The sequence below is a fragment of the Ihubacter massiliensis genome, from assembly GCF_024125305.1.
In the GTDB taxonomy this organism is placed as follows: domain Bacteria; phylum Bacillota; class Clostridia; order Peptostreptococcales; family Anaerovoracaceae; genus Hominibacterium; species Hominibacterium faecale.
Genome location: NZ_JAMXVH010000001.1, coordinates 1808010 through 1833734 on the forward strand (window position 1 = coordinate 1808010; position 25725 = coordinate 1833734).

Here is a 25725-nt window from a genome sequence, read left to right on the forward strand (position 1 = left end):
TTTGCAGCGAAAAGCGCTTTCAGCTTTATTATAAGGCTCCAATGCTATATAGTCAACATATGCTGGCCTGGCGCCTCACTTTTTCTCCAATTGGCGGCGATAGTTTTCCAATTCCGGCTGCGCACCTTTGCGGAAAAAGTCCTTTGCGCTGAACAAGGCAAAGCCTCCGCACGATTTCTGCCGCAGCTGGGCGATCTGTCCGGCCAGGATATTGCTGCGTTCGCCCCATCCGGGATCATCGTCCTCAGCCCTGCCCGTTCGATAAAGGGCCAGACCCGCATAAAGCGGAACATTGCTGTCATTGGCTGCAATCCATTCATCCAGAGTATCGGTAAACATTTTTGGGCGCCACTTGGCACTGTGTTCATCCGTCCAATAGATTTGGGGAACAATATAGTCCACGTATCCTTCCTCCGACATCCAAGTACGCACATCTGCCCCGATGGATTCACAATAACCTATATTCCCTGCAGGACTGATCCCAAACTGGAAATGATTTCCGCATGCCTTTACCTGTTGATAGACAGACCGGACCATACGGTTGACATTGGACATTTTTTCCTCAGCAGGCAGCTTGGAGTCCTCCCGGTAAAAATAATCATCAAAGTGGATCCCATCCACCTCATAGCTTTCCAGGACTTCCCGTACGCAGGAGAGAATTTCTTCCGTGGAAGCTTCCGCAGCCGGATCGAGGATTTTCTCGTCCAGGGTGTGATTTCGATAGGGATTGAGCCATGCATGAAGCTTCATATCGTATTTATGGGCCAGCTGAATCATGATCGCCAGCGGGTCGTAGGGAATCGCCTCTTCTTTGTCCCATATGTATTTGCTCATGGGAAAGGTTTCCGATGGATAGGACGCGTCCCGAAAAGCTCTGACGTGGAAATAAACCGTATTAATCGAGTTTTTCTCCGCCTGATCAAAAAAGGCTTGGGCGTTTTGGCGAAAATCGGCTTCATTTTGATTGTGCAGACCCAGGTCCTTAAAATCCACATAGGCCAGCCAAACTGCGCGGACTTCTTCCTGGGGCCGGCTCTGTTTGTTGTGGAATACGGATGCTGCGATGGCTGCTGCCAGCAGAAGCAAGACCAGGATCAGCACAGAGATCAGGATCTTTTCTTTTTTCGCCAGCCGGCGTTTTCTCCTTCTTCTCTTTTTCATACTAATCGATTCAGGGTTCCGCCGTTGATAAAGCTTTCCAGGTTGGCAGCGCAGGTATCGATGACAACCCGCCGCGTTTCCGCCGGACTGAATCCGATGTGGGGCGTGATGTAACAGTTTTCCAGCCCGATGAGCGGACTTCCTTCAAGAGGCGGTTCCTGCGCCAGTACGTCTAGTCCGGCCCCGGCCAGCTTTCCTGATTTGAGGGCTGCAGCTAAGGCCTCTTCATCCACCAGGCCGCCCCTTGCTGTATTGATCAGAATGGCCCCGTCTTTCATGCGGCTGATAAAGGATGCGTCGATTAGCTTTTCTGTTTCTGGCGTCAGCGGACAGTGGAGCGAAATCACATCGGATTTGATCGCTGCCTCCCGGTCCTGGCTGTAGACATGGACATTCATGCCCATGGCCCGAACGATTTCCGCCACTTTTTTTCCGATATTTCCATAACCGATGATGCCCATGGATTTGCCGGCCAGCAAAGTGATGGGAGTAGTGAGGAAGGTCGGTTCAGCAGAATCCCGCCAGTTTCCCGTGACCACTGATTGATGGTAGAGGTCCACACGATTTGTTACAGCAAGCAGCAGTGAGATGGCCTGCTGTGCCACAGCATCCGTAGAATAGGCCGGTACATTGGCCACCGCGATCCCCAGCTCCTTTGCCGCTGTCAGGTCTACATGGTTAAATCCAGTGGCGGCAATTCCGATAAACTTCAGAGATGGGCAGCTTTCAAGCCGCTCCCGGTCAAAGCAAAAAGCATCGATTAAAACCGCATCCACTCCTTGCATCCGCTCTTTCAGCTCGTCCGTTGACGTCTGTTTGTAATGTTCAAATTCACCCAGTTTTTTAACGGGCTCCCAGGAAAGGTCTCCGGGATTTACGATACCGCTGTCTAAAAAAACAATTTTCATTTAGTTCTCCTCATCCAGTTGTTTCAAAATTCCATTCATTTGGCGTTCCAGTTTTTTACTCTTCTTGCACTTTAAGGTTACAGTCAGATTGGAAAGGGTAAAGGCCTCTCGCACCAGCTGGGTAATATCGCCTGCTGTCGCATCGTAGAATTCCTTCCTGCGGTGCTCCAAATCGGGGCTGGTCCTGCCCAGGATATGGGCTTCATACGCCTGGGTCCAGTTCAGGTTGGAAGCATGGTCCAAAATCAGTTCGCTATTATCAATATAGACTGCTTTCACATAATCCAATTCGTCGGTGATTCCTTGCTTAAGCTCGCAGAACAAATCCACGACCATACTCACCGAGTCCAGCAGCCTGGAAGGCTGTACTTCATACTGAAAATAAAGGCTGCCAATATTGCTATACTGCTCCAGTCCCGGATCAAAGCTGTAAATATAACCGGATTTCTCGGAAAGGGCTTGGTGGATTTTCGAGTTTTCACAGTCAAAGAGGATATCGTAAAGCAGCATATAGGCTGCTTGGGAATATTTAGCGCTGTCGATGTCAAAGGAAAAACGCACCACCGTATCGGAACTGTTTTTTATAGCCAGATTGTTTGTCCTGTGAAAAAAATCTTCCGGCACCGGAGCCATATTCCTGCGGGCGGCTGAAGACGGTTTCAGCTGGTACCGCGCTGCTGCTTCTGCCAGATAGTCGATATCCGACTGCTGCGCGCATCCGGTCACGTAAAAAAACATATTGTTGGCCACGAAACATTCTTCGTGGGCGCTTTTGAGGGCTTTTTTGCCCATTCGATCCAAGGCTGTGCTTTTTCCGGTTATGGGCCGCACAAGCGGAGTTCCCTTCCAAATAATTTCATTGGTGAAGTACCCTAAAGATCCCTTCTCATCGTCTTCCCGGATCTCTGCTTTGATGCGTTTGCGCTCAATATCGATCTCCGCCGCCGGAAGCTGGATGGCCTCAAAAAGCTTGACAAAGACATCGATGGCTGCCCGGATATGCTTTTTGGCACCGGTGATCTCGAACTGGACGAATTCTTTATAAGTACAGGCATTAAACATCAGTCCCAGCCGATCCAGATAAGGATAGAGCTGTCCATCCATGAGCCAGTTGATATTGCGGATCACCACGTGTTCCAAAAAGTGGGTGATCCCGTTCTCATCTTCCGATTCATACAGACTGCCCGCCTTTACATAAAGCCCTATACAAAAACTATGCAGATGGCCGCCGGGATAGGAATAGATTTCAATCTGATTATCGGTAATAACTTTCTGCTCCATCTATTTTCTACTCTCCAGATATGCTGCCCTGCCTTCTTGATACAAATCCCCGCCGCAGCTGTCTAAAACCACTGTGACCGGAAACTCCTTCACCTCCAGTCTGCGGACAGCCTCGGCTCCCAAATCTTCAAAGGCGATGATCTGGGACTGGCAAACCCGCTGGGCCATCAGCGCCCCCGCACCGCCGATGGCGGCAAAATAGACGGCGCCGTTTCTCTGCACGGCTTCCTTTACTTCCTGAGAGCGCTGTCCTTTTCCGATCATGGCTGTTTCGCCCAAATCCAGCAGCGCGGGCGCATAAGCATCCATGCGATAGCTGGTAGTCGGGCCTGCGGAACCGATCGGATTGCCCGGTTTTTCCGGCGTGGGCCCCACATAATAAATGACGGCGTTCTTTATGTCAAAGGGCAGGCTTTCTCCCCGCTCAAGCATTTCCAGCATCCGCTTGTGGGCGGCATCTCTGGCTGTATAAATGGTTCCTGTCAGCAGGACGGTATCCCCCGCCTTCAAGTCCTTGAATTTTTCTGTGGTGAATGGTTCGCTGATTCTATGTTCCATATTTTTCTCCTCCGCTTCTCTACAGAATCCGCTGCGCATGGCGTGAAACATGGCAGTTGATATTGACGGCTACCGGAAGTCCTGCGATATGGGTCGGGGCAGTTTTTATTTTTACTGCCAGAGCCGTCGTCTCTCCGCCGAATCCCTGCGGCCCGATGCCTAGGGCATTGATCCGCGCCAGCAGTTCCGCTTCCATCTGTGCGTAATAAGGGTCGCTGTTTTCTTCATCAAAGGGGTACAGCAGCGCTTCCTTTGCCATCAATGCCGCTTTGTCAAAGGTTCCTCCAATGCCGACTCCGACTACGATGGGCGGACATGGATTTGCTCCCGCATCCTCACAGACTTTTACCACAAAGTCTTTTACGCCCTTCTCGCCGGCGGAAGGAGGCAGCATTTTGATCTGACTCATGTTTTCTGAGCCAAACCCTTTGGGTGCCAGAATAACCTTCACCTGATCTCCATCAACGATTTCGTAGTGGATATGCGCCGGGGTGTTGTCCTTGGTGTTGACTCTGCGAAGCGGATCCTTGACCACCGATTTTCTCAGATAGCCCTCGTCATAGCCCCTGCGGACCCCTTCATTCACCGCATCGTAAACAGATCCCCCCACCAGATGGACATCCTGTCCGATCTCTAAAAACACGCAGGCCATGCCGGTGTCCTGGCACAGAGGCAGAACGCCTTCTTCTGCAATGGCAATGTTCTCTTCTATTTTTTCCAATACGCCTTTAGCTACCGGCCATGGTTCTTTTTTTGCACGGCCAGAGATGGCGCACTTGACATCACTGCTGAGGAAATGGTTGGTTTCTTTCGCCATTTCCGCCACAGCGCTGGTAATCTCTTTTACGTCGAGTGTTCTCATAATTCCTCCCTCTTCTTTCCTGAAATTTCATTCTTTTATAGTATACGCTAAAATCCATTGCTTAACAAGACAGGCCGTTTGATCCGGAAATCTCTTTTTATTCATATCAGGTCTTTTTGCCGCATACCATATTATGTACATTACCTTTGGAGGACGCGATGAGACGAAAAATAAGAAAGATGCGAAACAAAATTCATATACCCCAAATCAGGACAAGACGTAGAGGGCGTTCAGCTGGAAGCGGCCAATACAGGAAATTTCTCAAGCCAATATTGCTCAGTCTGATGACGGTCGTTTTCGTATTAGTGGTCGTTCCCTTCACTATCACGAAAGTCTTTATTCCCGAGACTCCTCCTGCGCCTGAAAAAACTCAGGACAAGGCGCAGACGGCTCCGGCCGGGCAAACAGTTAAAAAGGAAACGGCTCCTGCAAAGATCCGTGTATATCGAAAAGCTTCCGGGAAAACGGAATCCGTCGCCTTTGAGGATTATGTTAAAGGCGTTGTGGCCAGTGAAATGCCGTCCACCTTTGAAAAAGAAGCGCTGAAAGCTCAGGCAGTTGCGGCCCGCACCTATTCTTTATCCAGATATCTTCGCGCAAAAAAAAGCGGAAATCCCGGTACCCATTCAAAAGCGCCGGTATGCGATACGGTGCATTGTCAGGTTTATCAGGATGAAGCTGACTTGAAAAAATCCAAAGGCTCTAAATGGATGAAGTCGGATTGGAAAAAGATTTCGGCTGCGGTGGATGAGACCAAAGGCCAGCTGTTATATTACGATGGGAAATTGGTAGAGCAGGCACTGTTCCACTCTTCCAGCGGCGGGAAAACCGAGAATTGCGAAGACGTTTTCTCAGCTTCCGTTCCCTATCTTGTCAGCGTAGAAAGTCCTTATGAAAACGAGGCCACTCACAAGCAGGAAAACACAACGCTTTCCATTTCAGACTTTGCTTCGAAAATGAAAACCGCTTATCCAAAAGCCGGTTATGGTTCAGTTTCTGCAGGCAGCATAAAAATCCTTTCCCACAGCAACGGCGGCCGGGTGGAGAAGATGCAGATCGGCGGCGGCACTGCCACAGGCAAACAGGTTCGCGAGGCTCTGGGGCTGTTTTCGGCTAATTTTAAAATCAGCATTTCTGGCAATAAGATCACCTTTACCACCACAGGCTCCGGCCACGGCGTGGGCATGAGCCAGTACGGGGCCAATGGTATGGCCAAAGCTGGTTACAGCTATAAAGAAATTCTGTCCCACTATTACAGCGGCACGGTCATTCTTTAAGGGCGTGGATTTCGTAACTAGTCAAAAGAGGCTGCTGCATGTTGTGCAGCAGCCTCTTATCAAAGGCTATATATTTTTAGTAGTTTTCTGCTTTAACCTGGAAGTAAGCCTTAGCGTGGAAGCATACCGGGCAAACCTGAGGAGCTTCTTTACCGACAAATTGGTGTCCACAGTTGGAGCACTGCCAAACAACCTCTTCATCCTTAGCAAATACTTTGCCTGTTTTTACGTTCTCAGCCAGCTTTCTATATCTTTCTTCGTGTTCCTTTTCGATAGCAGCTACGCCTTCCATCTGTGCGGCGATTTCAGGGAATCCTTCTTCTCTGGCTGTTTTCGCCATTTCCGCATACATTTCAGTCCATTCATAGTTTTCACCTTCTGCAGCAGCAATCAGGTTTTCTTCTGTTGTTCCGATGCCTACTGCATGCTTGAACCACAGCTCAGCATGTTCTTTTTCATTGGCAGCCGTTTCTTCAAAGAGCTTTGCGATCTGAACGTATCCGTCTTTTTTTGCTTTGGAAGCAAAGAAGGTGTATTTGTTTCTAGCCTGTGATTCCCCTGCGAACGCGGTCAGTAAATTTTCCAGTGTTTTTGTTCCTTTTAAATCTTTCATTTTGTTCCTCCTCAATAAATCTCTCATTCTATCGATTTTGTTAGCACTACTCATTGGTTACCGTTTACTATTAGTAACTCTTCTCAATAAGTAATATATACTATTATAAGCCAATAGTCAATAGTATTTTTAGCAAAAAAGCAAAAAACTTTCCTTTTATTTATAATAAAGTTAGAAATTTCGCAGTTTTGCTCACTTTCTTTTCCAGTATATCATATTTCAGCAGTAGATTTCGAAAATTTTGAATTATCATTTCATAATTGGAGTTCCGCGCGATGACTCGATCCCAGATCAGCCGCTGCATATATCAAGTTTTATAACTGGCGGCAGACATGGTACATTCCAGCGATAAGTAACACCGTTAGCAGATAGGCACTAAAAAACCGCAGCAGCCCTTAACATTATGCTGTTGCGGTTTCCATACAAACTAGTTGTCTTCAATTCGAATAATCGTTGCTCCCAACCCTCTGAATTTTTCCACGAATTTCTCATAACCCCGATCTATATGATAAATGTCCGATACTTCGGTAGTTCCTTCTGCTACCAGACCTGTGAGAACGACAGCCGCTCCCGCCCGCAGGTCGGTCGCTACAACCTGCGCACCCTGCAGCTGTTTAGCTCCAGGTATGATCGCACAATTACCGTCAGTCTTGATATTCGCGCCCATCCGGTTGAACTCGGCCACATGCATGAATCGGTTTTCAAAGACGGTCTCAATTACGACGCTGGGTCCTTTGGATACTGCCAAAAGCGCCATGAACGGCGACTGCATATCGGTGGGAAACCCCGGGTAGGGCATCGTTTTAATGTCAGTAGAAACAATCGGATTCACGTCTCCTCGTACTACCATGCCTTCATCGGTCATGTAGATTTCAGCGCCGCACTCTCTCAATTTGGCAGTCACAGGCTTAACATGATCCGGCAGGATATTCCGAATCAGAATATTACCTTTGGTAATGACCGAGGCAACCATAAAGGTTCCTGCCTCGATGCGGTCCGGAATGACATGATGGCTGACGCCATGTAGCCGTTCCACGCCTTCGATCTTAACCGTATCTGTGCCGGCGCCTTTGATCCGAGCTCCCATTTTATTCAAAAAGTTGGCGAGATCGACGATCTCCGGTTCCTGTGCCGCATTTTCAATTATGGTCGTTCCTTCTGCCAGAGCCGCTGCCATGATAATCACCTCAGTCGCCCCCACGCTGGGAAAATCCAGGTAAACATCGTTGCCTACCAGCTTGTCCACCCTGGCCTCCAGCGGGCCTTGATGGTCAGCATCCTCTTTAATCTCCACGCCCAATGCCCGCAGGCCCTTTAGGTGTAGTTCAATCGGCCGCTTGCCGATGGCACAGCCGCCGGGTAAAGGTATAATTGCTTTGCCTGTCCTAGCCAGCAACGGCCCAATCACCAGGATCGAGGCGCGCATCTTTTTTACCAGCTCAAAAGGAGCTTCTGATTCCACCACATCTTTTGCTTCTATCTCAACAATGTTTTCATCCAGCTTGTCGTTAACCTCGGCACCCAGGCTGCGAAGCAGACGGCACATAACATCAACATCCCTCAAGGCCGGGGTTTCCATGATCGTACACTTATCATCCGTCAGCAAAGCCGCCGCCATGATCGGAAGTACAGCATTTTTTGCTCCGCTAATTTCGACTTCCCCTTTTAACGGAGCACTCTTTTGCACCAAAAATTTTGCCACTTCTTTCCTCCAAACATTTTTCTCTAACTTACAGTATAACTGTTTCATTACTCCATTTCAAGGATAATAAAAAAAGAAAGAGACATTAAATGTTTCATGCTAAAGGGGAACAAAACATATTTTTTATTGCCTCTTTCTTTCCTAATTATTCTTGCCTTCTTTATACAGAAACATTCCAATATAAAGAAAAAAAGCATTGCAAGCAACGCTTTTTCACATGCTCCATCAAACCGTTCTATAGTTCCTGAAGCTCTTTAATACAATTTTCACATACATTTTTGCCTTTTACCTGCTTTACGGTTTTGGCGCTGCCGCAGAAGATACAGCACGGCTCGTATTTTTTAAGCAGGATGTAATCCTCGTCCACAAAGATCTCAATTGGATCCTTGATCTCAATATCCAGTGTTCTCCTCAGTTCAATCGGCAATACGATCCTGCCCAGTTCATCCACTTTCCTAACAATACCTGTTGCTTTCATGATTTCTCCTTTCTCCGCAGCAAGGTACAGCCCTTCATCTGATCTGCCACGGACCCACAAAATTCACCCTTACTATTCCTTATCTTTGTTTCTAGTCACCAGGTTTTTCAGGGAGCTAAGCGCGTTGACAATGGAGGTCAGGGCTGCAACGACGCTTTGATTTCCTTTAATTACATCCGCCATTCCACTAAGAGATTCCGCTACATCGCCAATGGACTCATTTACTTGCTCCGTCCTCTCAGCCGCGATCGTAGAGATTCGCTCCGCATCTGCAAGGATCTTATTGGTATGCCTGATGGTTGCGATGAAATTCTTCATAAATACGATACAAAAAATAATCAAAACCAACAGAGCAATTATGATCAATGCCCATCCTAATGCCTTTAAATCTAGTGTTACTACCATTTTAATACCTCCGCCCCTTAAACAATATATTTCTATTATTACATAAATTGTAAATTGTTTCAACAAGTTTTTATAATCTATTTTCTTAATTAATCGTTAAGAAGCGATTTCGTACATATTTTAAAGGATCCAGAATAAGTTTACTTTGAGGTGACAAACAATGATGAACTATATATGGGCAGGAATGCTCTGCCTGGGAATCGGCTTTGCCTGTGTCAGCGGGAACCTGAGCAGCTTTACCGATGGGCTGATGGAGAGCTGTACGGAAGCAGTGGAATTCGTGATCAGTCTCATCGGAATCATGGCGGTATGGAGCGGTCTTATGAATATCGCCGACAAGTCTGGGCTGATTGAAAAAATTTCTCGGAAAGTACGCCCTCTAATGCATTATCTTTTCCCCCATGAAAAGGACGATCAGACTATCGCCGTCATGCTGATGAGCTTTGTAGCTAATATTTTCGGCGCCGGAAACAGCGCCACGGTTTTTTCCTTAAAAGCAATGGAACGGCTGGATGATGAGAATCACCAGTCTCCTCAGGCCAGCAACGCCATGTGCATGTTTACGGCGGTAACCATGTCCATGGTGCAGCTGGTTCCTGTTACAATCATCAAAATCCGAAATGATCTGGGTTCTGTCAATTCTGGGAGCATAATCATTCCGTCTATCATCGCAGGCTTGATTTCTATGGTCGTTTCTGTAGCAGTATGCAAATTTTTTGAAAGGAAGTATCCGGATGTCAACCGTCCTTAGCACAATTTCGGTCTTTTTTATACCTGTTATTATAACCGTCATTATCGTCTATGGGCTGAAGAAAAAAGTAGCGGTTTATGATCTCTTTGCGGAAGGCGCCAAAGACGGCATCACGACGGCAGTAGAAATCCTGCCTTTTATCATTGCCATCTTTATCGGCATTGAAGCGATCACTGCTTCCGGTGCCATGGAATGGCTGGAGGGTCTTTTAGGTCCTGTCTTTGAGTTCGCCGGTATCCCCAAGGAATTAATCTCTCTGATCATGCTCCGTCCTGTATCCGGCAGCGGCTCCCTGGTTCTGGCAGAGCGCATCATGCAGGAAAACGGAGCCGATACCCTCATCGGCAGAGCCGCCTCTGTTATGGTCGGAAGCTGCGAGACCGTGTTCTATGTTCTGGCGCTTTATTTTGGCGTCACTGCTGTAAAAAAAATGAGACACGCCTTTGCGGCAGGCCTCATCGGTTATATTGTCGGCATTTTCGCTTCTGTTCTTATTTGTCAGATCATGTAGCTTCCGGCGGCTTCAGCGGATTCGTTCGTAGATTCGCTGTATTTCATCGGAATAAACGCCCTTTTCTTTGTATACGCAAAGCGTCTGTAAAAGCTTGAGTTCCGGTCCCCCTCCTTTTACAGAATGAAGTAGGACAATATTGGGAATCTGCCCTCGGCGGGGTGCCACAAAACGAAGCTCTTTCGGCTCCAGACGGTAGTTTCTGCAAATGGAAAAAATATCGACCAGCCTGCTGGGTCTATGGACCATATAAAAATCGCCTCGGGCGCACAGCAGCCGTGCAGCGCAGCTGATGAAGTCTTCCAGCGTTCCTACCGTTTCATGGCGGGCGATGGTTTTGGCTTCATTCCGGTTGGCAATACCTGCGTTTCCAGGCATGTAGGGCGGATTGGCCGTTACTGCATCGGCCCACCCATTGAGTTGATCGAACTCTGCTACATTCGCTTCAATGAAAGACAGCCGGTCTCCAAGGCCGTTCAGCCGCGCGCTTCTTATTGCTCTCTGGCAGGCATCCTTTTGATATTCAATACCGTATATCTTCTCTGCATTGGTTTTATGGCTGAGAATATGGGGTATGATCCCGGTTCCTGTTCCCAGATCAACCATTCGCCGTGCCTGTCTTTTGGAGGCAAAATCCGCCAGGATCACAGCATCTACGCCGTAGCAAAAGTCTTCCGGTTTTTGGATCAGCTTTAAATTGGAAAACCCGATCTGATCAATACGCTCCCCTGGGTACAGCATGGCTCTAATCCTTCAGCAGATCCTTGATCTCTGCCAACAGTTCTCCGTCCAGCTCTTCCAGGTCATCATTTCTCTTCTTCTTTTTGCCCTTACCAAGACGTTTGATTTCTTCTTTTTTGTAATTATAAAACTCTGTACTCAACTTTTCCTGGCGGTCTTTTTCTTTGTTTCCTTCTTCCAGGATCAGCCTGGTCTTGATGTTATTTTCCAAAATATTGGTATCCACAACCACTGCCATGCCGTCCGGCGTTTTAATTCGTTCTCCGTTGTCCGGCAGGCCCTTTCTCATCTCCATGTAAACATCGTTTTCGTACTTCAGGCAACACATCAATCTCCCGCAGATACCGGAAATCTTGGTTGGATTCAAGGAAAGGTTCTGAACTTTCGCCATTTTTATGGAAACCGGTTCGAACTCGGACAGCCAGCTGTGGCAGCATAGGCTGCGGCCGCAGGTTCCAATGCCGCCCATCATTTTTGCTTCATCCCGCACGCCAATTTGGCGCAGCTCAATGCGCATCTTGAATACACCGGCCAGATCCTTGACTAACTCTCGAAAATCCACCCGGCCGTCGGCAGTGAAGTAAAAAATGATCTTGCTGTTGTCAAAGGTATATTCCACGTCGATCAGTTTCATCTCTAGCTTGTGTTTATTAATCTTTTCCTGGCACAAACGCAGAGCGCGCTCTTTTTTCTTCACATTGTCCCTATGTTTTTTGCAGTCCTTTTCATCAGCGATGCGAATAATCTTTTTCAGCGGCATAACGATCTCTGAGGGATGAACTTCCTTTTCCGCCATATTGATTGTTCCAAATTCCATGCCTCTGGCTGTTTCAACAATGACATTTGTTCCGATCTCGACCTCCAGATCAGCCGGATCGAAATAGTATACTTTACCGGCAGTTTTGAATTTAACGCCTACTACTTTTACCATTCTTTATCCTCCAATTTTTATCATCAAGTCCTTGAGAGCATAGCTCTTGGCCACACCCCGCTGGATCTGTCTTCTCGCTTGTTCAACTAAATCTACATTGCGGTAGATTTGGCTCTTTTTATACAGTTTTCCCGCTTCCGTGTTTTCCACTAAAAAATCCCGGTATACTTTTTCCAACGCATCCAAAAATGCATAGGTCTGGCCGCTGTCTTTCATGATTTCCGCAACAGCTTCTTTCCTCTTATAAAAGGGCTGGCCGTCAAGGAGCATGTCCGCCACTTCTCTGGCCTTGTCCAGCATTCCTTCATAGCTTTCTTTTCCAAAATAGCTGAGACGGAATTTTACACATCTGGATAAGATGGTCTGGGTCAGGTTTTCAAGATTTTCCGATAATAGAATCAAGATCGTCCCCTCTGCAGGTTCTTCCAGCGTTTTTAAAAGACGATTCTGCGCTCGCAGCGTCATTGTATCAGCATCGCTGATAATAGCCACATTCCGATCTCCGTATGGTTTTGTCTTCAGCCGTTCCTGCAAATGTTCGATAGCCTCGTCCTTGATACTGCTCCCGTCAGCTTGCAGATAGATCAAGTCCTCATGGTTACCATGGTCAATCTTGCTGCAAATCACACATTGATCGCAGCCTTCTGCCGGCGCTTCTTTACATAAAACCGCTTTTATGAAAGCTTCTGCGAACGCTTTCTTGTCCAGCATGGCCTCACCTTCAAAGATATAGGCGTGGGAGATATTTCCACTCCGGATCGCCGCCGACAGCCGATCCTTTAATTTTTCATTTCCCTTAATCTGATCAAAGCTCATTTTAAAAGCCTTTCTATATGTTCCAAAATCTCCCCGCTGATAGCTTCAACGTCCCTGCTGGCGTCAATACCAACAATGCGGCTTGGGAACTGGAGTTCCAGCTCTTCGTACCCCTCATACACTCGATTATGAAAGTCCAGCGCTTCCATTTCAATCCGATCTTCAGCTTCCTGTTCAATTCGTCCTTTGCCGATGCTGGGATCTATTTTTAAAAGGAAGGTGATATCCGGGATGCAGTCTCTGACCGCATAGGCATTGATGATCGAAACACAATCGCCTAAATCCCGGCCGTACCCTTGATAGGCAATGCTGGAATCGATAAAACGATCGCAGATGACATGTTCACCCCGCTCAAGGGCCGGTCTGATCACCTGAGCCACATGCTGGGCCCGGGACGCCGCATATAGCATGGCCTCGGTCATGGCATCCATGTCACGGTTTTCTTTATCTAAAATAATGGTTCGAATTTTTTCGCTGATGGGGGTCCCTCCTGGTTCCCTTGTTAGAATCACTTTTTCTCCCCGCTGCTTGAAAAAAGTCCGAATTCTTTCTATCTGTGTTGATTTTCCTGACCCGTCAGGCCCTTCCAGCGTAATAAACAGTCCGTTTTTCATCTTCTGCCTCTCCTGTTTGATTTCTTGCTTCCGCCATTGTCTTTATTTTGCTTTACAACCTCATCAATCAGCTGCATGAGAAAATATATGATCACATATGCGAGAGGGACACAGAGCAGTAATACGAATATAATTTTTAGGATTGTCATGAAAGCCATATTACGCCCCCTTCTTTTCATAAATTGCACAAAATATACATGATATTATACCATGTCCGGCGGCGTTTTCACAACACTAATATCCCAGTGCTTTCAATCTGGCTGCGATGTCCCAGTAAAGGTCAGTAATATCTGCCACACCTCCGCCGGTTCGCCGTTCCGTCAGCGCCTTCATATCGGAATCCACCGCCTGGGGATGGGAAATCCCTTTTTTCCCCGGCCCCGAATAAATACCTCTAAAGTCGCCCCACTTGGCAGACTCCACGCAGACCAGCCCATCGTTGGGGCCCTCGATCTTCTTCACCAGCGTGTAAAAAATTCCCATAGCCGGATTGCTCCAACTGTTTTTCATGTCAAAAGCATAACTCTGATAGTAGACCTCCTCCATATCGGGGACCAGTTGGTTAAAAACCCCCATGTAATCAGCTGTAAGCTGTTCGTAGGGCTTTAGGGAATTGTTTTTTTCTCCTCCGTCGTAGCGCAGCATGAGATTGAAAAGGGACAAAAGTCCTTTATAGGCCGCCCCGGCACGTTTTTTCATCTTATCCATGGAAAGGATGCCCCGGTGGGGAGTCGCCAGGGTGGTAAGGGAAGCTGTCTTATAGGCCATACCCAGCCGTGAAACCATAAACCGTGCTTCTATCCCGCCCTTGGAGTGGGCAATCAGGTTGACCTTTTCCGCTCCTGTTTCTGCAAGGACCTTTTCCGCAGAAAGCTTGATCTGGGCTGCATTATGTTCCACGCTGCCAAAAGCATCTTGATTGCCAAAATAGATTTCCGCCCCGTGCTTTTGCAGGAATCCGGGAATCCGGCCCCAGTAGCGGTCATAATCCCCATCCCTATAACCAATGCCATGAATCAGCATAATCGGATATTTTGTAGCACAAGTATCATCCACTCTCCCAAAACTCCTTCCTTGCAGCCCGCGGGCTTCAATGCTCGCCTCTTCTCGGCAACGCCGTTTTCATCCATGCGAACATTATACCACACCTCTTCCCTCGCGTGAAGAATGCCCGGCCGTGTGACAGTCCGCCGGCAATGGCTGGACAGTAACGCCAATTATCCCATTCTTCGCCCATTAGCCCCGTAAGGGCTTCAAATCAGTTAAAATTCTACACGAAACTTTTAAAAACTAAAAATTTAGTATAAGCTCGAACACCGCACCAGCACTGCCGCATGAATCAAATCAGTTTTCTGGAAACTGCCCACCATCTAGCCCGTATAAACTCCATTCCCAAAAAATAAAGTACGGTCAAACCAGCCAAGAGCTGGTTTAACCGCGCCAATCCTATTTCTTCCATTTAATCGATCGTTTTAAACCGGATCACTACCTTAAACAAATCACCGTCAATCACGATATCAAAGGTTCCGCCCTGTAATTCCACTAGGTTGCGGGCGATGGATAAACCCAGGCCGCTGCCTTCGGTATGGCGCGAACTGTCACCCCTTACAAAGCGTTCCATCAATTCTTCCTCTGAAATATCCAGCTCATAGCGAGAAGTATTCCGGTAGGTGATGACCGCATCCCCGTTCTTTTCTTCCAGGCTTAGATAGACCCTTGTCCCTGGCTGAGAATATTTGCAGATATTGTTTAATAGATTGTCAAAAACTCGCCACAGCCTTCTGCCGTCGGCCATGATTTCCAGCTCTTGCTCAGGCAGCCTCATAATGATGTTTAAGTCGCTGGCTTCCGCTTTTTCTTTATACTCGCCCGTTGTCTGCGTCATCAGAACCCCTACCTGACACGGAGACAGGTTCAGTTTCACATTTCCGGTAGCGGCCTTGGATGCATCCACCAAATCCTCGATCAACTTTTTCAAGCGTCCGGACTGGCGGTCCAGAACCTTGATATACTCCTTTGCCTGTTCATTGTCCAGCTCTTCCTTCTTGAGAAAATCCACATAATTAATAATCGAAGTAAGCGGCGTCTTAATATCATGAGAAACATTCGTAATCAACTCCGATTTAAAACGTTCACTTTTTAATCGTTCTTCTACAGCCTTTGACATTCCCTTTCCGATGCTGTTGAGATCGTCCGCATGACTGGCCAAATCCCAGCGCAGGCCGCTCTTATCAATCTGGTAGCTGAGGTCGCCGTCTGCAAGATGTTTTCCCCCCTCTTGCAGCTTTTTGAGTCCCAATGCAATATAAACCACAAATACACACGCCGCGATCAGCAGGCCGCCCCACAGGAGCACGAGCACCCCGTTGTTGTACATCATCGGCACCAACATCAGGTTCAAGAGAAGAAATACTGCCGCACCTAAAGCCGTTCGCCACACCAACGGAACAGTTTTCATAAACGAGAGCATATATCTTCCGCCTTTACGCAAGATGTGCAAGCCCTGATAAAGAACCGTACTGTGCCACCACTTACTCTGCTTGGTTCTGGCGGAAAAAACCATAAAAAATCCTGTTATAACCGCAACGGCCATCATAATACCCAGCCCGAAAGGAACAATATCTCGTTCAACGTTATCTCCCGGACCGCCGATATCACGCAGAAAGCGGAGTGCCGTATATAACACGATCAGGGATACCAGCCCCAGCAAATCCAGAGGAAGGATTTTCAATATTCCCTCTGATTCGTTTTCCGCCCCATATCCTGCGCTGGCCATTAAGAAGCAAAACAGGGCAATAGAGAGGACCAATCCTGCAATACCGACCGCGATCGCGTAGCTGCGGTATTGGTAAATATTACTGTTGGATAGATAGACCGCCCCTATCTCTGCCGGCAGTCCACCTCCTATTTCACTAGGTTTTAGGTAGATAGCGATTCGGTAATCGCTATGGTCAAAGGTCTCTGTATATGCCTGGGGATCGGATTCCAAACTTGCATTAACCGCTCGAACCGCTTGTCTTTCTTCACCCTCTTGCGTTGCTGCTGAAAAAATCGTATATCCAAAGCCTGCAGCATGTTTTTCGCCTGCTAGAATTTCTTCATCCGGCCCATAGTCAACCAGTTTTGGAACCTCACTTCCATCAAGATCTTGATAATCTCCATATTCTACAGCCGCCTCCATAATTTCAGAGGAAGCTTGGAGCGCAGTCTCGTGATAAATATCAGCCTTGACGGATTCGCCGCTCTGAGAGTACCATCCATAATTTAAGTTTTTTATGACAACAATTGCTGAAAAAAATGTAATGGCTGCAAATACCAGCAGCAGCAAAAATGCCGACAATTTGGCCCATTGATTCTTTTTTAATGCTTCCATTTCAATACACACCTCACTCTATTTTATATCCCTGCCCCCAAACAACTTTTAAATGCCTCGGCTCCTCCGGGTTGACTTCCAGTTTTTCTCTAAGATGCCGAATATGTACAGCTACGGTCCCTTCTGCTCCATAGGCCTGTTCTTCCCACACTTGCCCGTAAATCTGTTTGGGCGAAAATACCTGCCTTGGATGTTCCATCAGGAACTTGAGAATTCCGTATTCTTTTGGCGTCAGTCCCACCGGTTCTCCCATCAGAAAAGCAGCCTTAGCTATGTCATCCAGCTCGATATCCCCCACCTTCAAAACCTGCTTCTGTTTGTTTCCTGACCCCAATTCCATATAACGCCGCAGCTGCGACTTTACCCTTGCCAGTAATTCTACCGGATTAAACGGTTTTGTGATATAATCGTCCGCACCCAGGTTAAGACCCAATATTTTATCAGTATCCTCACTCTTTGCCGTAAGAAAAATGACAGGGATATTATAATTCTTACGCATTTGTGCCAGCACTTGCACACCGTCCAGTTTGGGCATCATAATGTCAAGAAGAATCAAATGAATCTCTTCTTGCTCAATGACTTCCAGAGCTTCCCGACCGTCATACGCCTCATACAGATGGTAATCATTACTTGCAAGATAGATTTTTATAGCGGAGACAATATCTTTTTCATCGTCGCATATTAATATGTTATACATCCTTTGTCAACCTCCAATAGTATTATGCCATAACAAACTTTAAGATAAAATCAGGAAACTCTTTAAGAATTGTTTAAAATACCTATTTCTTTAAAGAGGATGTTGTCTGCAATTTTTAATGAAACCCGATTGATATAGGCAAAAAGGCGTGCAGACAGAAAACGGGCTGATACATGAAGCAAATCGCTTCGCTTCTTGCGTCAGTCCGTTTCACTCTTTGATCCTGGTTATTTCGAATCAGCTAAATCCTGTATTTTATCGGGCGTTAATCGGTAAATCGTCATGATATCCACGCCTTTCGCTCCCAAATTGCCATAAAAGTTCAAGGCTGATTCATTCCAGTCCAGGCACCCCCATTCCAGGCGCTTGCACCCCCTTTGAAGCGCCAGGTTTGCCATATATTTCATCATCTGTTTGCCGAATCCATGCTCCCGATAGGCTTCGTCCACATAAAATCCATCGATATACAGCCCTTTCTCTCCAATGAAGGCTGAAGAGTTATTGTAATAATACAGGAAAGCAATCGTCTTTCCTTCCAAATCGCCGAAGATCGCTTCACCAGCCCCATCCATCAATAATCTGCGGATGCCTTCTTGTGTAGCAGTGACGCCATCTCTCATTTTTTGGTATGTCCCCAGTTTCTGCATAAACGCTACTACCATGGCCGCATCTTCAGGCTGTGCCTGTCTGATCTGCAGCTCCTTGCGTCCGTTTTTTCTTTCTTCCATAATTTGTCCCCCGTGCTTTCATTCATATTGTTCATTATACCATAAATGCTTGACCTGTATGAAAAACAAGGTACCTTTTTTTCTCAACATCTGGGCGAAATGGTCCTGTTGTTGAAAAAACTGCCTCTTTCGCTGTCCAATTTTACATAAAAATAGAGACTGTTTAAACAGTCTCTATTTTTGTAAAATTGGCAACGTCCTACTTTCCCAGGCAGTCGCCCGCCAAGTATCATCAGCGCTAAGGAGCTTAACTTCTGTGTTCGAGATGGGAACAGGTGTGACCTCCTTGCTATCGTCACCAAATCAGATCCCCTACCCAAGCGTCTTACTTGTTAAGTAGGTATCCGTTCTTTCTTGCGAAGGCTTCTTTTGTACCTTCAAAACTGAATAATGTCAAGTGTCTTTCTTCCTTTACACGCTTCTTCCTTGAAACCATTGGTCAAGCGTTCGACCGATTAGTACCTCTCAGCTTCATACATTGCTGCACTTTCACCTGAGGCCTATCTACGTGGTAGTCTTCCACGGGTCTTATCATTTCCATGAAGGAGATCTTTTCTTGTGGGGGGCTTCGCACTTAGATGCTTTCAGCGCTTATCCCGTCCATACTTAGCTACCCAGCTATGCTCTTGGCAGAACAACTGGTGCACCAGAGGTATGTCCATCCCGGTCCTCTCGTACTAAGGACAGCTCCACTCAAATCTCCAACGCCCACAGCGGATAGGGACCGAACTGTCTCACGACGTTCTGAACCCAGCTCGCGTACCTCTTTAATGGGCGAACAGCCCAACCCTTGGGACCTACTTCAGCCCCAGGATGAGACGAGCCGACATCGAGGTGCCAAACACCCCCGTCGATGTGGACTCTTGGGGGGTATCAGCCTGTTATCCCCGGGGTAGCTTTTATCCGTTGAGCGATGGCCCTTCCACTCGGTACCACCGGATCACTAAGCCCGACTTTCGTCCCTGCTCGACCTGTTTGTCTCGCAGTCAAGCTCCCTTCTGCCTTTACACTCTTCGTGCGATTTCCGTCCGCACTGAGGGAACCTTTGGGCGCCTCCGTTACTCTTTAGGAGGCGACCGCCCCAGTCAAACTGCCCGCCAGACACTGTCCCAACGCCGGTTCACGGCGCATGGTTAGAATTCCAACATTACAAGGGTGGTATCCCAACGGTGACTCCACTAAAGCTGGCGCCCTAGCTTCGCAGTCTCCCACCTATCCTGTACGTGCAATGCCGAAACTCAATATCAAGCTGCAGTAAAGCTCCACGGGGTCTTTCCGTCCTGCTGCGGGTAACCGGCATCTTTACCGGTACTACAATTTCACCGAGTCTATTGTTGAGACAGTGCCCAGATCGTTACGCCTTTCGTGCGGGTCAGAACTTACCTGACAAGGAATTTCGCTACCTTAGGACCGTTATAGTTACGGCCGCCGTTTACTGGGGCTTAAGTTCATGCCTTCGCCTAAGCTAAGCAGTCCCCTTAACCTTCCAGCACCGGGCAGGCGTCAGCCCCTATACTTCAGCTTTCGCTTTCGCAGAGACCTGTGTTTTTGGTAAACAGTCGCCTGGGCCTTTTCACTGCGGCCTGCTTGCGCAGGCACCCCTTCTCCCGAAGTTACGGGGTCATTTTGCCGAGTTCCTTAACAATAGTTCTCTCGCTCGCCTTAGGATTCTCTCCTCATCTACCTGTGTCGGTTTGCGGTACGGGCACCTACGGTCTCGCTAGCGGCTTTTCTTGACAGCTTGAAATCAGCAGCTTCCGGTACTAATCTTCCCTCCGCGTAACGCCTCAGAATTATCACAGGGGATTTGCCTCCCGTGACTCCCTTGACGCTTGCACACGCTCTACCAACGGCGCGCTCTGCTTATCCTTCTGTGTCCCCACTTCGCTCAAATGACTTTCGGTGGTACTGGAATCTCTACCAGTTGTCCATCGCCTACGTCTTTCGACCTCGGCTTAGGTCCCGACTTACCCTGAGTGGACGAACCTTCCTCAGGAAACCTTAGATTTTCGGCGGGCAGGATTCTCACCTGCCTCTCGCTACTCATGCCAACATTCTCTCTCGTATACCGTCCAGCAATCCTTCCAGATCACCTTCTGCCTGTATACGATGCTCCTCTACCATACCTTGCGGTATCCTAAGCTTCGGTAGTAAGTTTTAGCCCCGTTTATCTTCGGCGCAGAGCCACTCGACTAGTGAGCTGTTACGCACTCTTTAAATGAGTGGCTGCTTCTAAGCCAACATCCTAGCTGTTTATGCAGCTCCACATCCTTTTCCACTTAACTTACATTTTGGGACCTTAGCTGTAGGTCTGGGCTGTTTCCCTTTCGACCACGAAACTTATCTCACGTAGTCTGACTCCGGGGTATGATCGCACGGCATTCGGAGTTTGATAGTTTTCGGTAACCGGTGAAGGCCCCTAGAACATTCAGTGCTCTACCTCCGTGTATCTTTCCCCCAGGCTAGCCCTAAAGCTATTTCGAGGAGAACCAGCTATCTCCGAGTTCGATTGGAATTTCACCGCTATCCACACGTCATCCCAACACTTTTCAACGTATATGGGTTCGGTCCTCCACGAGATTTTACTCTCGCTTCAACCTGCACATGGATAGGTCACCCGGTTTCGGGTCTACAGCATGTAACTTTCGCCCTCTTAAGACTCGCTTTCGCTTCGGCTCCAATGCTCCAGCATCTTAACCTCGCTACATACCATAACTCGTTGGCCCGTTCTACAAAAAGTACAAGGTCACTTGCGCTCCCTTTGCTTGTAAGCATAAGGTTTCAGGTTCTCTTTCACTCCCCTCCCGGGGTTCTTTTCACCTTTCCCTCACGGTACTGTTCGCTATCGGTCACTGGGTAGTATTTAGCCTTGGGGGGTGGGCCCCCCTGCTTCAAACCGGGTTTCACGTGTCCGGTCCTACTCTGGTGCCACTCCTGCATAAACTCCATTTCGCCTACGGGGATTTCACCCTCTTCGTCCCTGCTTTCCAGCAGCTTCGGCTATGAATTTCATGTCCTTTGAGTGGTCCGCAACCCCGAAAACTAAAGTTCTCGGTTTGGGCTCTTTCCCGTTCGCTCGCCGCTACTAGGAAAATCGATGTTTCTTTCTCTTCCTAAGGGTACTTAGATGTTTCAGTTCCCCTCGTTGCCTTCTCCGCACCTATGTATTCAGTACGGGATACCGCCCCATTACGAGCGGTGGGTTCCCCCATTCGGATATCTACGGATTGTCGGATATTTGCTCCTGCCCGTAGCTTTTCGCAGCTTGTCACGTCCTTCTTCGGCTCCCAGTGCCAAGGCATCCGCCTTATGCTCTTCTTCGCTTGACCAATCAAGCCTGCCTGATCTAGCGTGATCAGGTCTTTTACTGTTAATTCACTCTGTGAATCAGCTTTTTCTGGTTTCTCGGTTGAAATCGCAGCATTACCCTATTTCGCAGTCTTTTCAAAAAGACTTCTCTTAGTTTAATACTCTCTTCTCTATTTACCGTACGGTAAATAGCTCGATTTCGTTTTCGTTGTAATTTGATTTACACTCTTTACATTATTCAGTTTTCAAGGTACATCCTTCTCCCAATCGCCACAACTTCTTGCCCGTTCCGACAATTGGTCTTGGTGGGCTTGGGAGGACTCGAACCTCCGACCTCACGCTTATCAGGCGTGCGCTCTAACCACCTGAGCTACAAGCCCATGTAAACTCATAGTGCAGAAACGTTCGTCTCCTTAGAAAGGAGGTGATCCAGCCGCACCTTCCGATACGGCTACCTTGTTACGACTTCACCCCAGTCATTGATTTCGCCTTAGGCAGCCTATTTACTAGCCGACTTCGGGCGCCCCCAACTTCCATGGTGTGACGGGCGGTGTGTACAAGACCCGGGAACGCATTCACCGCAGCATTCTGATCTGCGATTACTAGCAACTCCGACTTCATGCAGGCGAGTTGCAGCCTGCAATCCGAACTGGGATCGGTTTTTGAGATTTGCTCCACCTCGCGGTCTTGCTTCTCTTTGTACCGACCATTGTAGCACGTGTGTAGCCCAGGACATAAGGGGCATGATGATTTGACGTCATCCCCACCTTCCTCCGTGTTATCCACGGCAGTCTCATTAGAGTTCTCATCTTACTGTTAGCAACTAATGACAAGGGTTGCGCTCGTTGCGGGACTTAACCCAACATCTCACGACACGAGCTGACGACAACCATGCACCACCTGTCTCCCCCGTCCGTAGAAAGGTCCGATTAAGGACCGGTCGGAGGGATGTCAAGCCCTGGTAAGGTTCTTCGCGTTGCTTCGAATTAAACCACATGCTCCGCTGCTTGTGCGGGTCCCCGTCAATTCCTTTGAGTTTTACACTTGCGTGCGTACTCCCCAGGCGGAGCACTTAATGCGTTAACTCCGGCACCGAACTCTTGCGAGCCCGACACCTAGTGCTCATCGTTTACGGCGTGGACTACCAGGGTATCTAATCCTGTTTGCTCCCCACGCTTTCGTATCTCAGTGTCAGTTACTGTCCAGAAAGCCGCCTTCGCCACTGGTGTTCCTCCTAATATCTACGCATTTCACCGCTACACTAGGAATTCCGCTTTCCTCTCCAGCACTCAAGTCTCTCAGTTCACGGGGCGAACAATGGTTAAGCCATTGCCTTATACCCTGCGCTTAAGAAACCACCTACATACTCTTTACGCCCAATAATTCCGGATAACGCTTGCCCCCTACGTATTACCGCGGCTGCTGGCACGTAGTTAGCCGGGGCTTCCTCCTCAGGTACCGTCATTTGTTTCTTCCCTGAGGACAGAGCTTTACGACCCAAAGGCCTTCTTCGCTCACGCGGCGTTGCTGCATCAGGGTTTCCCCCATTGTGCAATATTCCCCACTGCTGCCTCCCGTAGGAGTTTGGACCGTGTCTCAGTTCCAATGTGGCCGATCACCCTCTCAGGTCGGCTACTGATCGTTGCCTTGGTAGGCCGTTACCCCACCAACTAACTAATCAGACGCAGGCCCATCCTCTGCCGATAAATCTTTGACCGTCTGCCCATGCGGACATACAGCATCATGAGGTTTTAATCCCGGTTTCCCGAGGCTATCCCTCTGCAAAGGGCAGGTTGCCTACGCGTTACTCACCCGTCCGCCGCTTTCCACTGATTCTCTCAACCGAAGTGTCAATCATCAGCTTCTCGCTCGACTTGCATGTGTTAGGCACGCCGCCAGCGTTCATCCTGAGCCAGGATCAAACTCTCATATAAATGGTATTTAAATCTCTTTCGAGACATAAATCTAGTTTGTTCTTACTCTTCCGAACGCATCGCGTTTCGCGATTTCTTTCGAAATTATTGTTGTTTCTTTTTTAGAAATTGTCGGAAACTCTCACGCAATTGTCTTACCAATTTTATGATTGTTTCTTTCTTTAATCTCCTTGAGAATCTCTCGATTCCCGTTTTGACTAAATTTCTACACTATGAAGTTTTCAAGGTTCTGTCGCCCTTCATTTCAGGCGGCCGCTCCGTTTTGCGGAGCTTTTCTAGTTTATCTCATTTTTTCCAATTTGTCAAGGGCTTTTTTTAGCTTTTTCTCGACGTCCTCGGCTTTGCTTCGGCCCTTCGGCCTCGCTGAGACAACTTTTATATACTACCATGTGCGCTTTGCTTTGTCAACCTCTTTTTTTCGGTCCGTTTCTTCTCTCCCTCGTTGACTCCGCCGCCTCACCTGACAGCTTGTCTATATTACCAAACTTCTTCCCCTCTGTCAACCGCTTTTCTCTTTCTTTTTTACTCTTTTTTGTAATTCCCCTTACACAAAGGGATTATATGAGGGAATACTACTTTCGAATAATCCTATCCAGCCCCGTCGTATCATAGCTCAGACCCTTGCGTTTATTATGAAGGGCCCTCTCCAGCAGCTCAAACCTGCCTTTATTGAGCGGATATAAAAACTGAAAGATGGCAGCAAGGATCAGCGCGGCAGCCGGCACCAGCATGAAGGCATTTTCAATGGTGGTCACCGCATGGGCGGACTGCTCTGCCAGCGCCCCGTTATAGCCGCCCCATTCCAGCATGCTGCCGAGAACCTTGCTGGAAATGGACATGCTCAAAGAAAAGGCGATTCCGTAGACAGAGATCACACTTCCTTCTACTCTCTTTCCCATCACAAACTCGCCCACCTCGCTGATGTCGTAGAGCACTGCGTTGAACAACTGCCAAAAGGCAGCGTATGCGATGGAAAACACGCAGGCGTATGCGATCAGTCCCAGATAGCTGCTCACATCCAGAAAACGAAATACGATGGCGCCAATTCCCGACACCAACAGCGCCAGGGCCAACGCGTTCTTCTTTTCAATTTTAATCGCCGCCCATCCCAAAAGTGGGGTGCATATGGCATTGACGATCATCGAAATCAGAAAAATGGTCGAAGTCACCTGATCCCCCAGACCCAGCTTGTAGCGGGCAAAGAATACCATGTTGGAACTATAAAAGGTATTTGCCGCCACAAAGGCAAAGATGACAATGATCAAAAAGATAAATGGCCTTAAACGAAGAATCTGTATGTAATCCCGTAAAAGCTGGACGAGTCCTGCTTTTGGTTTTGTCTTATCTTCAACCGGAGGCTTTTCCATTCCCCTGGTGCTGTTCCAGGTAATCAGAATCGAACCGCAGGCTACGACGGCAATCAGCAATGCAACGGAAAACCAGGCGCCTCGGTCGCTCATGCCCAGCCCTGCCAGCAGCTCCACCATTGCCAGCGGCAGGACCATCCCCAATATGTTGCCCATAATTCCAAATACCCTGGCGCAGGTCCGAAGAACACTTCTTTCATTATATCCTGGTGCAATCTCCGCTCCCAGCGCGGAATAGGGTGTGTAATACGCGCCAAATCCAATCCAAAACAAAAACCCTGCGCCAATATACACGGCCACCTTCAGCGTTTCATCCCATCCAAAATCAGTAAATAAAGCAATCAGCCCCACCCCCAGGGGTACTACGGCAAAGATTAAAAAAGGACGGCGGCGGCCGTACTTGGAGTTCCAGTTATCGGAGACATATCCCAAGGACATCTCGGCGATTCCATTGAGTATAATTGTCACCGCCGAAATCATTCCCGCAGTTTCTGCTGAAAGTCCGGCCACTGTAGTAAAAAAGACGATGGAATATACGGTCACGAAGCTGTAGGGCGCCGCATCGGCAATCGTCGCAACGCCATAGCCCCAATAAGTTTTCCTTTTCATAGATTTACGTCAACTCCTTTTCTTTCAATGAACCTATTATACGCAGGAAACCTGGAACATGTAAATATGAAAATATTTCTACACCCGCTGCAGCAACCC

21 protein-coding genes, 1 tRNA gene and 3 rRNA genes are annotated in these 25725 nt (G+C 48.0%); 3 read left to right on the forward strand and 22 right to left on the reverse strand.

Annotated features, from left to right (window positions below):
• Positions 1-75: 75 nt before the first annotated feature.
• The 5 genes from NIA71_RS08365 to NIA71_RS08385 are packed head-to-tail and all read right to left on the reverse strand — an operon-like array spanning position 76 to position 4770.
• On the reverse strand, positions 76-1161 hold the full coding sequence (locus NIA71_RS08365; RefSeq protein WP_253020185.1) for a glycoside hydrolase family 10 protein: 1086 nt from the start codon (positions 1159-1161) through the stop codon (positions 76-78).
• Entirely contained in the window at positions 1158-2069 is a 912-nt protein-coding gene (locus NIA71_RS08370; protein ID WP_148397185.1) for a D-2-hydroxyacid dehydrogenase, read from the reverse strand. Before NIA71_RS08370 ends, NIA71_RS08365 begins: the two co-directional genes overlap by 4 nt.
• A complete protein-coding gene (locus NIA71_RS08375) occupies positions 2070-3350 on the reverse strand; it encodes a M16 family metallopeptidase (RefSeq protein ID WP_148397184.1) in 1281 nt (426 codons plus the stop codon).
• A complete protein-coding gene (locus NIA71_RS08380; RefSeq protein ID WP_253020186.1) occupies positions 3351-3908 on the reverse strand; it encodes a Fe-S-containing hydro-lyase in 558 nt (185 codons plus the stop codon). It lies immediately after the preceding gene.
• 19 nt (positions 3909-3927) lie between these two features.
• A complete protein-coding gene (locus NIA71_RS08385; protein ID WP_253020187.1) occupies positions 3928-4770 on the reverse strand; it encodes a fumarate hydratase in 843 nt (280 codons plus the stop codon).
• 158 nt (positions 4771-4928) lie between these two features.
• On the opposite strand from NIA71_RS08385, the gene spoIID reads away from it, so the two are divergent.
• Positions 4929-6047, forward strand: coding sequence for a stage II sporulation protein D (gene spoIID / locus NIA71_RS08390; RefSeq protein WP_148397181.1), 1119 nt, complete (start codon positions 4929-4931; stop codon positions 6045-6047).
• A gap of 76 nt (positions 6048-6123) precedes the next feature.
• On the opposite strand, the gene NIA71_RS08395 is transcribed toward spoIID, so the two are convergent.
• The 4 genes from NIA71_RS08395 to NIA71_RS08410 form a co-directional block, all read right to left on the reverse strand.
• Positions 6124-6660 carry a rubrerythrin family protein gene (locus NIA71_RS08395; protein ID WP_148397180.1) on the reverse strand — a complete coding sequence of 179 codons (537 nt, stop codon included), beginning with the start codon at positions 6658-6660 and terminating at the stop codon, positions 6124-6126.
• Positions 6661-7087: 427 nt separating this feature from the next.
• Positions 7088-8362: a UDP-N-acetylglucosamine 1-carboxyvinyltransferase gene (murA, locus tag NIA71_RS08400; protein ID WP_253020188.1), complete on the reverse strand. Its 1275-nt coding sequence runs from the start codon at positions 8360-8362 to the stop codon at positions 7088-7090.
• A gap of 235 nt (positions 8363-8597) precedes the next feature.
• On the reverse strand, positions 8598-8840 hold the full coding sequence (locus NIA71_RS08405) for an AbrB/MazE/SpoVT family DNA-binding domain-containing protein (RefSeq protein WP_148397178.1): 243 nt from the start codon (positions 8838-8840) through the stop codon (positions 8598-8600).
• A gap of 72 nt (positions 8841-8912) precedes the next feature.
• Positions 8913-9245: a hypothetical protein gene (locus NIA71_RS08410; RefSeq protein ID WP_148397177.1), complete on the reverse strand. Its 333-nt coding sequence runs from the start codon at positions 9243-9245 to the stop codon at positions 8913-8915.
• Between the two features lie 160 nt (positions 9246-9405).
• On the opposite strand from NIA71_RS08410, the gene NIA71_RS08415 reads away from it, so the two are divergent.
• Positions 9406-9996, forward strand: a complete 591-nt coding sequence (locus NIA71_RS08415; protein ID WP_148397176.1) for a nucleoside recognition domain-containing protein — start codon at positions 9406-9408, stop codon at positions 9994-9996.
• On the forward strand, positions 9980-10507 hold the full coding sequence (locus tag NIA71_RS08420; protein WP_148397175.1) for a spore maturation protein: 528 nt from the start codon (positions 9980-9982) through the stop codon (positions 10505-10507). The genes NIA71_RS08415 and NIA71_RS08420 overlap by 17 nt, the downstream gene beginning before the upstream one ends.
• A gap of 12 nt (positions 10508-10519) precedes the next feature.
• Here NIA71_RS08420 and NIA71_RS08425 read toward each other — a convergent pair whose 3' ends face one another.
• From NIA71_RS08425 to NIA71_RS08485, 13 genes are all read right to left on the reverse strand, one after another.
• Positions 10520-11248: a tRNA1(Val) (adenine(37)-N6)-methyltransferase gene (locus NIA71_RS08425; protein ID WP_253020189.1), complete on the reverse strand. Its 729-nt coding sequence runs from the start codon at positions 11246-11248 to the stop codon at positions 10520-10522.
• A gap of 4 nt (positions 11249-11252) precedes the next feature.
• Positions 11253-12179 (reverse strand): PSP1 domain-containing protein, encoded by a 927-nt coding sequence (locus NIA71_RS08430; RefSeq protein WP_148397173.1) that lies wholly within the window; start codon positions 12177-12179, stop codon positions 11253-11255.
• Between the two features lie 3 nt (positions 12180-12182).
• Positions 12183-12995, reverse strand: a complete 813-nt coding sequence (locus NIA71_RS08435; RefSeq protein ID WP_148397172.1) for a hypothetical protein — start codon at positions 12993-12995, stop codon at positions 12183-12185.
• Positions 12992-13609: a dTMP kinase gene (gene tmk / locus NIA71_RS08440; RefSeq protein ID WP_253020190.1), complete on the reverse strand. Its 618-nt coding sequence runs from the start codon at positions 13607-13609 to the stop codon at positions 12992-12994. Before tmk ends, NIA71_RS08435 begins: the two co-directional genes overlap by 4 nt.
• A gap of 234 nt (positions 13610-13843) precedes the next feature.
• Complete coding sequence (locus NIA71_RS08445) at positions 13844-14665, reverse strand: lipase family alpha/beta hydrolase (RefSeq protein WP_148397170.1); 822 nt, start codon at positions 14663-14665, stop codon at positions 13844-13846.
• 403 nt (positions 14666-15068) lie between these two features.
• Complete coding sequence (locus NIA71_RS08450) at positions 15069-16982, reverse strand: sensor histidine kinase (protein ID WP_253020191.1); 1914 nt, start codon at positions 16980-16982, stop codon at positions 15069-15071.
• A 13-nt stretch (positions 16983-16995) separates the two neighbouring features.
• The gene (locus NIA71_RS08455; RefSeq protein WP_148397168.1) at positions 16996-17679 is read right to left on the reverse strand and encodes a response regulator transcription factor; all 684 of its coding nucleotides are present in this window, start codon (positions 17677-17679) and stop codon (positions 16996-16998) included.
• A gap of 227 nt (positions 17680-17906) precedes the next feature.
• Complete coding sequence (locus tag NIA71_RS08460; RefSeq protein ID WP_148397167.1) at positions 17907-18407, reverse strand: GNAT family N-acetyltransferase; 501 nt, start codon at positions 18405-18407, stop codon at positions 17907-17909.
• A gap of 186 nt (positions 18408-18593) precedes the next feature.
• Positions 18594-18710 (reverse strand): 5S ribosomal RNA (gene rrf, locus NIA71_RS08465).
• Positions 18711-18842: 132 nt separating this feature from the next.
• A 23S ribosomal RNA gene (locus NIA71_RS08470) occupies positions 18843-21736 on the reverse strand.
• A 283-nt stretch (positions 21737-22019) separates the two neighbouring features.
• Positions 22020-22096: transfer RNA gene (locus tag NIA71_RS08475), tRNA-Ile, on the reverse strand.
• A gap of 37 nt (positions 22097-22133) precedes the next feature.
• A 16S ribosomal RNA gene (locus tag NIA71_RS08480) occupies positions 22134-23650 on the reverse strand.
• Together the 16S, 23S and 5S rRNA genes with 1 tRNA gene alongside form the textbook arrangement of a ribosomal RNA operon.
• A gap of 572 nt (positions 23651-24222) precedes the next feature.
• Positions 24223-25626: an MFS transporter gene (locus NIA71_RS08485; RefSeq protein ID WP_253020192.1), complete on the reverse strand. Its 1404-nt coding sequence runs from the start codon at positions 25624-25626 to the stop codon at positions 24223-24225.
• Positions 25627-25725 lie beyond the last annotated feature (99 nt).

What these genes read in the sequence shown, in the direction of transcription:
- tmk (WP_253020190.1), bottom strand. Translation starts at nt 13,609, where the DNA reads ATGAAAAACGGACTGTTTATTACGCTGGAAGGGCCTGACGGGTCAGGA.
- NIA71_RS08485 (WP_253020192.1), bottom strand. Translation starts at nt 25,626, where the DNA reads ATGAAAAGGAAAACTTATTGGGGCTATGGCGTTGCGACGATTGCCGAT.
- spoIID (WP_148397181.1), top strand. Translation starts at nt 4,929, where the DNA reads ATGAGACGAAAAATAAGAAAGATGCGAAACAAAATTCATATACCCCAA.
- NIA71_RS08425 (WP_253020189.1), bottom strand. Translation starts at nt 11,248, where the DNA reads ATGCTGTACCCAGGGGAGCGTATTGATCAGATCGGGTTTTCCAATTTA.
- NIA71_RS08410 (WP_148397177.1), bottom strand. Translation starts at nt 9,245, where the DNA reads ATGGTAGTAACACTAGATTTAAAGGCATTAGGATGGGCATTGATCATA.
- NIA71_RS08435 (WP_148397172.1), bottom strand. Translation starts at nt 12,995, where the DNA reads ATGAGCTTTGATCAGATTAAGGGAAATGAAAAATTAAAGGATCGGCTG.
- NIA71_RS08380 (WP_253020186.1), bottom strand. Translation starts at nt 3,908, where the DNA reads ATGGAACATAGAATCAGCGAACCATTCACCACAGAAAAATTCAAGGAC.
- NIA71_RS08375 (WP_148397184.1), bottom strand. Translation starts at nt 3,350, where the DNA reads ATGGAGCAGAAAGTTATTACCGATAATCAGATTGAAATCTATTCCTAT.
- NIA71_RS08455 (WP_148397168.1), bottom strand. Translation starts at nt 17,679, where the DNA reads ATGTATAACATATTAATATGCGACGATGAAAAAGATATTGTCTCCGCT.
- NIA71_RS08415 (WP_148397176.1), top strand. Translation starts at nt 9,406, where the DNA reads ATGATGAACTATATATGGGCAGGAATGCTCTGCCTGGGAATCGGCTTT.
- NIA71_RS08395 (WP_148397180.1), bottom strand. Translation starts at nt 6,660, where the DNA reads ATGAAAGATTTAAAAGGAACAAAAACACTGGAAAATTTACTGACCGCG.
- NIA71_RS08420 (WP_148397175.1), top strand. Translation starts at nt 9,980, where the DNA reads ATGTCAACCGTCCTTAGCACAATTTCGGTCTTTTTTATACCTGTTATT.
- NIA71_RS08385 (WP_253020187.1), bottom strand. Translation starts at nt 4,770, where the DNA reads ATGAGAACACTCGACGTAAAAGAGATTACCAGCGCTGTGGCGGAAATG.
- NIA71_RS08405 (WP_148397178.1), bottom strand. Translation starts at nt 8,840, where the DNA reads ATGAAAGCAACAGGTATTGTTAGGAAAGTGGATGAACTGGGCAGGATC.
- NIA71_RS08430 (WP_148397173.1), bottom strand. Translation starts at nt 12,179, where the DNA reads ATGGTAAAAGTAGTAGGCGTTAAATTCAAAACTGCCGGTAAAGTATAC.
- NIA71_RS08365 (WP_253020185.1), bottom strand. Translation starts at nt 1,161, where the DNA reads ATGAAAAAGAGAAGAAGGAGAAAACGCCGGCTGGCGAAAAAAGAAAAG.
- NIA71_RS08460 (WP_148397167.1), bottom strand. Translation starts at nt 18,407, where the DNA reads ATGGAAGAAAGAAAAAACGGACGCAAGGAGCTGCAGATCAGACAGGCA.
- NIA71_RS08370 (WP_148397185.1), bottom strand. Translation starts at nt 2,069, where the DNA reads ATGAAAATTGTTTTTTTAGACAGCGGTATCGTAAATCCCGGAGACCTT.
- NIA71_RS08450 (WP_253020191.1), bottom strand. Translation starts at nt 16,982, where the DNA reads ATGGAAGCATTAAAAAAGAATCAATGGGCCAAATTGTCGGCATTTTTG.